This is a genomic window from Atribacter sp. (assembly GCF_035418125.1).
GTDB lineage: Bacteria > Atribacterota > Atribacteria > Atribacterales > Atribacteraceae > Atribacter > Atribacter allofermentans.
The window spans coordinates 1-9,481 of the sequence record NZ_DAOLQM010000060.1; the positions used below are offsets into that span (position 1 = coordinate 1).

General features: G+C 36.5%; 10 protein-coding genes. 2 read left to right on the forward strand and 8 right to left on the reverse strand.

The features are described from left to right. A partial coding sequence (locus tag PLK24_RS04830) for a lactate racemase domain-containing protein (protein WP_324476825.1) occupies positions 1-836 on the forward strand: 836 nt, incomplete at its 5' end. 34 nt (positions 837-870) lie between these two features. Next, the gene (locus tag PLK24_RS04835) at positions 871-1,734 is read left to right on the forward strand and encodes a carbon-nitrogen hydrolase family protein (protein ID WP_324476827.1); all 864 of its coding nucleotides are present in this window, start codon (positions 871-873) and stop codon (positions 1,732-1,734) included. Between the two features lie 559 nt (positions 1,735-2,293). Here the strand turns inward: PLK24_RS04835 and PLK24_RS04840 are convergent. From PLK24_RS04840 to PLK24_RS04875, 8 genes are all read right to left on the reverse strand, one after another. Further along, complete coding sequence (locus PLK24_RS04840; protein WP_324476829.1) at positions 2,294-3,187, reverse strand: dihydrodipicolinate synthase family protein; 894 nt, start codon at positions 3,185-3,187, stop codon at positions 2,294-2,296. Positions 3,188-3,238: 51 nt separating this feature from the next. Continuing rightward, complete coding sequence (locus tag PLK24_RS04845) at positions 3,239-4,144, reverse strand: dihydrodipicolinate synthase family protein (RefSeq protein ID WP_324476831.1); 906 nt, start codon at positions 4,142-4,144, stop codon at positions 3,239-3,241. Between the two features lie 42 nt (positions 4,145-4,186). After that, positions 4,187-5,359, reverse strand: a complete 1,173-nt coding sequence (locus PLK24_RS04850; protein ID WP_324476833.1) for a pyridoxal phosphate-dependent aminotransferase — start codon at positions 5,357-5,359, stop codon at positions 4,187-4,189. Then, a complete protein-coding gene (locus PLK24_RS04855; protein WP_324476835.1) occupies positions 5,356-6,000 on the reverse strand; it encodes an amino acid ABC transporter permease in 645 nt (214 codons plus the stop codon). Before PLK24_RS04855 ends, PLK24_RS04850 begins: the two co-directional genes overlap by 4 nt. 4 nt (positions 6,001-6,004) lie before the next feature. Then, a complete protein-coding gene (locus PLK24_RS04860) occupies positions 6,005-6,676 on the reverse strand; it encodes an amino acid ABC transporter permease (RefSeq protein WP_324476837.1) in 672 nt (223 codons plus the stop codon). Between the two features lie 3 nt (positions 6,677-6,679). Then, positions 6,680-7,411 (reverse strand): amino acid ABC transporter ATP-binding protein, encoded by a 732-nt coding sequence (locus PLK24_RS04865; RefSeq protein WP_324476839.1) that lies wholly within the window; start codon positions 7,409-7,411, stop codon positions 6,680-6,682. A gap of 73 nt (positions 7,412-7,484) precedes the next feature. Then, complete coding sequence (locus PLK24_RS04870; protein ID WP_324476841.1) at positions 7,485-8,282, reverse strand: ABC transporter substrate-binding protein; 798 nt, start codon at positions 8,280-8,282, stop codon at positions 7,485-7,487. A gap of 49 nt (positions 8,283-8,331) precedes the next feature. Then, positions 8,332-9,036 carry a FadR/GntR family transcriptional regulator gene (locus tag PLK24_RS04875; protein WP_324476843.1) on the reverse strand — a complete coding sequence of 235 codons (705 nt, stop codon included), beginning with the start codon at positions 9,034-9,036 and terminating at the stop codon, positions 8,332-8,334. Positions 9,037-9,481 lie beyond the last annotated feature (445 nt).

Here is a 9,481-nt window from a genome sequence, read left to right on the forward strand (position 1 = left end):
CCGGAACACCTCTCATAGTTAACCGAATTGCTTATGAGTCAGAACTTTTAATAACCGAAGGACTCGTAGAACCACATTTTTTTGCAGGTTTTTCTGGTGGCAGAAAAAGCATTCTTCCCGGTATTTGTGGTTATGAAACAATAATGTCAAATCACAGTCCGCTCAACATTAGTTATCAAGCTGCTACTAGTGGAAATTTGGAAGGAAATCCCATTCATATAGAAGCGTTGGAAGCCGCTCAAAAATTAAACGTCCGATTTACCCTCAACACGGTTATTGACTTAGAAGGGACGATTAGAGCTTGTTTTGCAGGAGATCTCGATTCATCATTCAGAAAAGCGGTGGAATTTGTTAAACATCATACTATGGTTAATGTTCCGAGATCACCGGTAACAGTGGTCTCTAATCTGGGATATCCCTTAGATCGAGATTTATATCAGGGGGTCAAAGGAATTTTTACTGGTTCATTGGTAACTGAAGAAGGTGGAATGGTTATTTTGGTAGCAGAATGCCAGGATGGGATAGGACATGAGAATTTCTATAAAATTTTCTTAGGCCAAAATTCACCCGATAGCATTTATAATAAGATATTATCGGGAGCCATAACCGGCAGAGATCTTTGGCAAGTACAAGTTCTGGCGAAAGTTTTAATGAGGAATCGGGTGGTAGTTGTTACTGGTAATAAGATTACCAGTGAAATTGCTTCTAATATGTTTTTACTTCGCTTCAATAGCATTGATGAAGCTTTAGCGCAAGCTGAAGCCTGGTATGGTGCTCATTGTCAGGTGAATGTAATTCCCGAAGGTCCTGGTGTTATTCCAAAACCGGTGATTTAAACTTATTGGTTCAAATCAGAAAGGAGATGAAGAAATGAGAATTGCTTTAGCTCAAATTTGCCCAAAAACAGGAGATACACTTAATAATTTAAAGATATTTGAAAACTATATAGTAAGGGCAGCGGAACAAGAGGCACAATTAGTTGTTTTTCCAGAGATGGCTCTCACAGGTTACGGGAACAGTGATCGCTTTTTCGAAATAGCTGAGTCAATTCCTGGTCCTTCAACAGAAGTTATTCAAAAGTTGGCGAAAAAATATGAGATCTATGTGACCTGGGGAATGCCAGAGGAGGGCTTGAAAGGAGTTTTATATAATTCGGCGGCATTTGTCGGTCCTGATGGTTATATTGGTAAGTGGCGAAAACAAACACTACCTGGTCATGCCACTGATCAAACTGGGCCAGGAGCTTTTCCAGATCGCCGTTTTTTTCGAGTAGGGACCGAAATCCCAATTTTTGAAACTAAAATTGGGAAAATTGGTCTTATGATCTGTTATGATACTTTTTTTCCTGAAATAGCACGTCTATTGACATTAAAAGGAGCAGATCTTTTAGTTATTCTCTCTGGTTCTCCCTCTTTTGAGAAAGATATTTTTGAACCGATTATTAAAGTAAGAGCAATGGAAAATACAGTCTGGCTTGCCTATTGTAACCTAGCTGGGGAAGAAGGTGGGCTTACATATTGGGGAGGAAGTTGTGTAATTGGCCCAGGTAATCCAAAAACCAAGGTTCCTGGAGAACCAATTTTAAGTAAGGCACCTTATGATGTGGAATCATTGACTGTTGCCGACATCGATTATTCGCTTAATAAAATATTTCGTCCTTACTTTCCAGTTTTACGTGATATCCCACAAAAGATCTATGGTGAATTATCTGAGCAAAGTCGGTTATTAGGATAGACCCTCATGCTATCTAGTAGCACCAGATGAGGATGAGATTTCTCATCCAGAAACCAATCTCCCCCTTTAGTAAAGGGGGTTGGGGGGATTTGATTTTTTTACTGTTCCGTCATTGCGAGGAACGAAGTGACGTGGCAATCTCATCCACTCAATCTGTCATTCTGAGAGTCCGGTATTTTTTGCCGGACGACGTGAGAATCCCATCCTTTAAAACATTTGTAAAGAAAAAATGAGATCCTCACGCGGGAAAGCACCGCTCAGGATTACGAAAGAAAGGCACCCTCCCCGCCGTAAAGCGGCACCCCTCCAAGGAGGGGAATTTTTAATATATTCCCCTATTGAGGGGGGATTCAGGGGGGTGTGTATTTCTCATTTTTATTGGTTAATTTTTTACTCATTCTAGTATTTTCAGGATAGATGTTCATGATGTACAGCGGCAATATAAGTTATCGGATGGAGGTTTTGGTTAAATCTTTGGTTAAATTACCCAAGCGATAAGATAATAATACCAAAAATTATCCTCATTAGCACTTAAGACAAAATCATTCCTGTATCTTAATTAGCTACTGGAAAGAAATCTCTCAACCCGTGCTTTCTGTTCTTCGTTTAATGGTTCAAGTGGAGATAATACTTTACCGTTTCCAAAACCGAGTACTGAAAGAGCATACTTAATTCCTGCAATCCAACAAGTACCAGCCAATGGAAGGTTATTTCGTAAAGCAATTACTCGATCATAATATTTCCTTAAATCATCGAACTTTTTTTGTAAGACTGAACGATAAACCGAAACAAAAGTAGTTGGTTCAACATTGGCACATCCTGGAACAATCCCGTTAGCTCCAACAAAAAGTGCTGATAACATACTTATCTCGTCTCCCATAAGTACAGAAAGACCGGCATCTTTCCCTTTCTGAATCAATTCTGTGTAATAGTCAGCAACTCCTGAGCTTTCTTTACAGCAATGAATCCAACCACGATGCGCTAGGTCGCATAATACATTAATCGATAACTTTGATCCGGTGCAAGAGGGTATATTATAAGCAATCATCTCCATACCATCGCACTCTTCATAACATTCAGCAAACAAACGGAATTGTTCACTTTCTGAATGTATGGAAATATAAAAAGAAGGAGTAACCACTACATATGAATACCCTATATCTTTTAAAATTCTTATTTTTTCCTTAATCTTAGCTGATGAGGTATCCATCACACCACCCATGAGAATTACCCGGTTTTGTGTGAATTCAAAAGTCTTTTGCATTAATTGAGTCCATTCGTGAATTGGAAGCAAAGGCCCCTCACCAGCTGATCCACCCATGAAAATCCCATTCACTTCAGCTTTTATTAATCTTTCGATAATACCGTGCAACGCTTTCTGATCAATTTCTTCTTTGTCATTTATCGGAGTAACGACAGGAACTATAACCCCATGTATATTATCTGCATTCATCTTTATCCAATCCTTTTTGATTATATTAGTGTTTATTTCTTGTTTTGACATTTAATACTTTGGAATATTATTAGTTTCTATAAACGTTTTAAATTCCTTTACAAACCTATCTTTATCATTTTTTGAACACTCAATTAATGGAGGCCTAACTCCACCAACCATCAAGCCTCGCATTTGTAAGGCTATTTTAAATAAGGACAGATCACTACCGTCTTTGAACATTTGGGAAATATAGGCAATTTTTCGGTATAGGGAACCCGCTTTTTCAAGGTTGCCGGCCTGTATAGCTTGGTAATAAGATACGTAAATTTCAGGAATAACCCCAGCTGGACCACTCACCATTCCCTTAGCACCTAACAAAAAACAGGGAAAAGAAAGAATATCACTCCCAACATAAACCGAGAAATTTTCATCTTGCATAGCAATCAACTGTGATAGGTGACTCATATTTCCACTACTATCTTTAATTCCTTTAATATTGGATATGTTATTTTTAATTTTCTGTACCAATTGTATGTTCAGAAAATGATTGGTGGTTGAAGGAATGTTATAAAGAAAAATTGGCTTTGGAGATATTGCGTTGGCTACTGTATGGTAATATTGATACAAGGCTTCATCGTTATATTTGAAGTAATAAGGCGGTAGAACAGCAATATACTCAAATCCATTGTCCAGTGCTGCTTCTGCTGTTTTAATGGTTTCCTGAGTGGTTAAACTTCCAACTTGAGCAATAAGTAAAAGTTGACCTTCATTAATTTTGTGAACTACCTGAAAAATTTCTTTTTTTTCTTCAAAACTGATCAAAGGCCCCTCACCAGTAGTACCAGTTACAAAAAGAGCGTTGATTTTTTTCTGGATCAAAAATTGGACTAGTTTTTCAACTTGATTAAGTTGAATGGTAGTACCCGTTTCATCCAAAGGGGTAACCATCGGAACAATGATACCTTGAGGCTTCATTATCATAACTCCTTTTTATTTTGTAAACCTTCTACAAGTATATTACTTAAGCCACTCCTTCAAACGCTGGACGGCTTCTATGAGTAGTGGAGCTTCCTGTACTAAACCAACCCGGACATAATCTCCACCTTCCATGCTATAGCCATTTCCAGGAACTACCAGAATACCAGTGTTTATAAATAATTCCTTGGTAAATTCAAATGAGTCCATATCTTTAGGTGTCTTTAACCAAATATAAATCGCTCCTTGAGCTGGAGTGTAGGATAAACCTACGTCATCAAAACCAGAACAAAGAATATTACGTCGTTCCTCATAAAATACTTTTAATTCCTGATAGTAAGAATCTGGTGTTTTCTCTAAGGCACAGACTCCGGCTAATTGAATCGGATAAAAAACATTGGAATCAATTTTCGATTTATAGAGCTTCACCGGGTTAACTAAGCTTTCGCTACCTACTATCGCTCCCAATCTCCAACCAGCCATGTTGTATGTTTTTGAAAAAGTAAAATATTCAATACCAGCCATCTCGGGGGTAAGTGATTCCAAATAACTAGGAGCCGTTAAACCGTCAAATGTGATTTCTGAATAAGCTAAATCACTAATAACAATAAGGTTTTCCTTTTTGCTTAATAAAGCAAGCTTTTGGTAAAAACTACTGGTTACCATCCGGCCGGTTGGGTTACAGGGATAGCTTACAATAATAATTTTTGGCTGGAATAAAAGAACTTTCTTTTCAATCTCTTCAAAAACAAATTCTTCATCAAAATCACTTTTATATGAAAGCAAACGTGCTCCAGCGAATAGAGCACCATCAAAATACGTCGGATATCCTGGATCGGGAACTAATACCCCATCACCCGGATTTACCAATGCTAATAAAGAATTAGCGATGGCTTCTTTTACGCCGATTGTTACCAATACATTTCGATCCGGGTCAATAGTCACCCGAAATCTTTTTTTGTACCAGTGGGCTATTGACTCTCTCAATTCACTACATCCGTGAGGAGGGGGATACGAATGAAATTGGGGCTTACTCACCTGATCTTGTAATTCATGGATAATCCAAGCAGGAGTTGGACGATTAGGGGCTCCGATGCTTAGATCAATTAATGACCGGTTGCTTTTTATCAGCATTTTTTGTTTTAAATTATGAATAAAAGTAAATACATTTGGTTCATATATGCCTAATCGTGATGAACCATAGCTAGGTTTCATTTCTGCAACCTCCTCTCTAACCGTTGCGAAAAATAAATTAATGGGTAACAAACAATTGCAAAATATATTGATACTATTCCAAATGCAGTAAACGGATCCAAGGTAATTTGCATTATTTGTCTTGAAGTTCGAACAATTTCAACTACACCAACCAAAGAAACAATTGAGGTATCTTTTATAGTTAAAACTATTTGTCCTATCATGGATGGCAGAGATATTTTTATCATTTGAGGCAATATAATAAAACGCAGTTTTTGAAAATAAGTCAGTCCAAGTGCATCGGCAGCTTCGAATTGGCCTTTATCTATGGCCATTAAACCACCTCTGAATATTTCTGATAAATAAGCGGTAGCAGACATAGATAAAACAACAATTCCACTCGCAATAGCATCCAGCTGAATACCCATATAGGGAAGGGCAAAATATACTGCAAAAACAATAATTAAAAAAGGAGCCCCTCTCATGATTTCAACAAATGCCATTACAATAAAATTTAAAACTGGGATACGATGAAAACGAATCAAGGCAAAAAGTAAACCAAATACAACCCCGATTAATAATACCCAGGGAAGAAATTCCAAATTCCTAATAAAAGCTCCGCCTAATCTTATTAATTGTTCCGTTATTGTGATCTGTTCCACGGTTTTATCCTCTTACCATCTTCTGTCCCTTGGTAGAAACAAAATTACTTAATAAACGCAATAACACAAAAATCATAAAGTAAATTAGAGTAGGAATACCAAAAGACTCCATTGGCCGATAAGTTTGAGATGCAACTTTTCTTGAAATATAGGTTATTTCAGGAACAATAACCACAGCAGCTAGACTGGTATCTTTTATGAGATAGGAAAACTGGCTTATCAATGGAGGAAGTGCTACCTGAAAAGCTTGAGGTAACACAATAATTTTCATGGTTTGAAACCAAGAAAGGCCTAAAGCTTTGGCGGCTTCGTGTTGTCCTTTGTCAACTGAATTTAATCCCCCCCGAATTATCTCGGTTATATAGGCGGCACAGTTTATTGATAAGGCAATAACCGCACTTTGGAAACTTTGCAGTTTAATGCCGATAATTGGTAAACCAAAATGAATAAAATATAGTTGCACTAGAAGAGGAGTAGACCGGATAAAACCTGTATATACTCCAATAATAATCTTCACTACCTTATTATTTATTGTCAACAATATTCCTAAAAGGGTCCCAATTATTAAAGAAATTATCCCGCCCAGTACCGAAATTTTAATCGTTTCTACTAAACCACTTAAAAACATTGGCATTACGCGGGCAATAAGACGAGTATCGATTAGTATAAGAACCACCACCTATAATATTTTACTTAGAAAGGCCTTGGTCCTCTCGTGTTTTGGATTTCGAAAAAATTCATCCTTATCGGATATCTCCACAATATTCCCCTGGTCAATAAAAGAAATTTTATTAGCCGCTTCTCGGGCAAATCCCATTTCATGAGACACAATCATCATGGTCATACCACTTAAAGCCAATTGTTTCATGACTTCTAATACTTCTTTGATCATTTCTGGATCGAGCGCAGAGGTAGGTTCATCGAACAACATCAGTTTTGGCTCCATCGCCAAAGCTCGAGCAATGGCTACTCTTTGCTTTTGTCCTCCAGAAAGTTGCTCCGGATAAGCATCAATCTTGTCCAATATGCCTACTTTATTCAAAAGCTCTTTAGACAACTCAATGGCCTTCTCTTTGGGAACCTTTTTTACATTAACCGGTGCCATATAAGTGTTTTCCAGAACGGTTAGATGAGGAAACAAGTTAAAATGTTGAAAAACCATACCGGTTGATTTTCTTATAAATCGAAGGTTGGCACGATTTTCCTTAATGCTTTTGTCGAAAACTAATATTTCACCTTCTTGAAAGTTTTCTAATAGATTTATACACCGAAGCAACGTACTTTTTCCAGCACCACTTGGTCCGCAAAGGACAAGGACATCGCCTTCGCATACTTCCAAATTAATATCCTTCAAAACATGGTGTTTCCCAAACCACTTATTGAGTTTATTAATCTCAATTATTTTTTTCATGTTATAAAATACCCCTTATCTTGAATAGAAAAAAAATATGGGGAGCAATTTTAATTGCTCCCCCCATAATAAACTAATCAATCCAAGAAGGTTCCCATTTTTTCCCAAACCATTTTTCATACAACTGACCGTAGTCTCCCATTAGCTTGACGTTTAACAGGTAATTATTCACCCATTCAACTAATCGATCAGTTTCCGACCCTTGTCTAAAGGTTAACCCATAAGTATCTGCTCGTACCAATCCTTTGAGAAACTTAATATCAGACTCGGCTTTAACAATATCCATACATACAATCTCGTCATCCATAACTGCATCAACACGGCCATTCTTTAGGTCAGTGAGATATTCCGATCGGTTATCGTATAGCGATGCTTTGGCTTTCATATTTTTTTCGATAAAATCAGCATGTACTGAACCCATGGTGGTGCCGATGGTTATATCAGGAGAATCTAGTTCTTCCCAAGATTCGAGTTTGGAATCTTTTCTGGCAACACAAGAAATACCGGTTAAAAAGTATTGATTTGAGAAACGAATAGTTTTCATTCTTTCTAATGTCATTGACATATTAGCAGCAATCATATCTACTTTGCTAGAAAGAAGAGATGGGATAAGGCTTTCCCATTGATAGTCAACCCACTTAATTTTTACTCCCAATTTTTGACCCATCAATTCCATCAATTCAACAGTGAATCCTGTTGGGTTACCATCTTTATCACGAAATTGCATCGGAATTGCTGTCATGTCAGTTGCTATTACCAATTCACCTTTTTCAAGAATCTTTCCAAACAGGTCATCCGCAGCTAATACAGCTTGGGCCGACATTGCCAATATACCTAAACAAAGTACAATTATTAGTATATTTCTTCTCATCTCTATACCTCCTCCGAAAATGAGTACCTATTATTTAACAGCGAATATACTAATATTCACCTCCTTTTCTATTTTTTAATCTTTTTTCAATACTTAAGAAATGCTCTTTAATAGCATCTCGAGCTTTTTCTACATTTCTATCAGCAATATGTTCAACAATTTTTTTATGACTCAGATAATCTCCTTGCAAATCTGTTTCTTTTCCAATACTTTGATCGCTTATTAAATTCATAACTTTCCAAAATACATAAATTAATTTCAACAAAACTTTGTTTTCCACACCTTCATATAAAGTCATATGAAATTTCTCGTCTAAGTCGGTTATCTTAATACCTCGAGATACCCTTTCGTACATTTCCTTGATTATTTCATTCAACTTTGAGATGGTTTCAGGCTTTGATTTTTGAATGGCATCTTTTATAAAATAAAATTCTAAAGCTTTTCTAGCATCAAGCAATTCTTGGATTTCGGGTTTATCGATAACTAAGCTATAACTTAAGTTATCAAGAATCGCATCAAAATTAAAAGGTCTCAAAAACATTCCATCACCTGGCTTTATTTCAATAATCCCTAGTCCTTGCATAGTTTTAAGCGCCTCTCTAACGGTATTTCTGCTAATCCCAAGAGATTTCGAAATCTCTTGTTCACTCATGAGCTTATCGCCAGGTTTTAATTCGCTGTCTTTTATATATTGTTTAATTTGTAACATTGCGATCTCGTAAATGTTTTGTTTTTTAATTTTTTTAAGAACCATATCTATTCCTTTTTTATTAAATAAATATATTTATTGTAGATTATCCTACATCCTACATTTTGTCAACGAATAAAATAATATTGTCACTTAAGCTTTAAAAGTACACTCAATTGTAATGGATAATGGATAATGGATAATTCATAATTACCATATAAATATTTCGTCATCAGTTGGTAAAACTGTGGGTAGATCGTACTAAGAGTTGCCTAATCGATAGGAATAATGATCTTTTTTAATAATCCTACAAGCATTAGTAGCCATCAGGATCGTTCATGAGTTAGCTCTATATTAAGAAGATGGAGATTAAACTTGTGGGACGATAGTTTTATAAAAGATTAACACCGGGAATAGTTCAATTATTTATATACCTTGACTCCGATAGTGAAAGAGAAAAACGAAAGACTTATTAAGGCTACAGGATCACATTGTTCGATTCTATTATCGG

Coding starts and splice junctions, on each gene's coding strand:
- PLK24_RS04865 (WP_324476839.1), bottom strand. CDS start 7,411: ATGAAAAAAATAATTGAGATTAATAAACTCAATAAGTGGTTTGGGAAA.
- PLK24_RS04845 (WP_324476831.1), bottom strand. CDS start 4,144: ATGAAGCCTCAAGGTATCATTGTTCCGATGGTTACCCCTTTGGATGAA.
- PLK24_RS04870 (WP_324476841.1), bottom strand. CDS start 8,282: ATGAGAAGAAATATACTAATAATTGTACTTTGTTTAGGTATATTGGCA.
- PLK24_RS04835 (WP_324476827.1), top strand. CDS start 871: ATGAGAATTGCTTTAGCTCAAATTTGCCCAAAAACAGGAGATACACTT.
- PLK24_RS04850 (WP_324476833.1), bottom strand. CDS start 5,359: ATGAAACCTAGCTATGGTTCATCACGATTAGGCATATATGAACCAAAT.
- PLK24_RS04840 (WP_324476829.1), bottom strand. CDS start 3,187: ATGAATGCAGATAATATACATGGGGTTATAGTTCCTGTCGTTACTCCG.
- PLK24_RS04875 (WP_324476843.1), bottom strand. CDS start 9,036: ATGGTTCTTAAAAAAATTAAAAAACAAAACATTTACGAGATCGCAATG.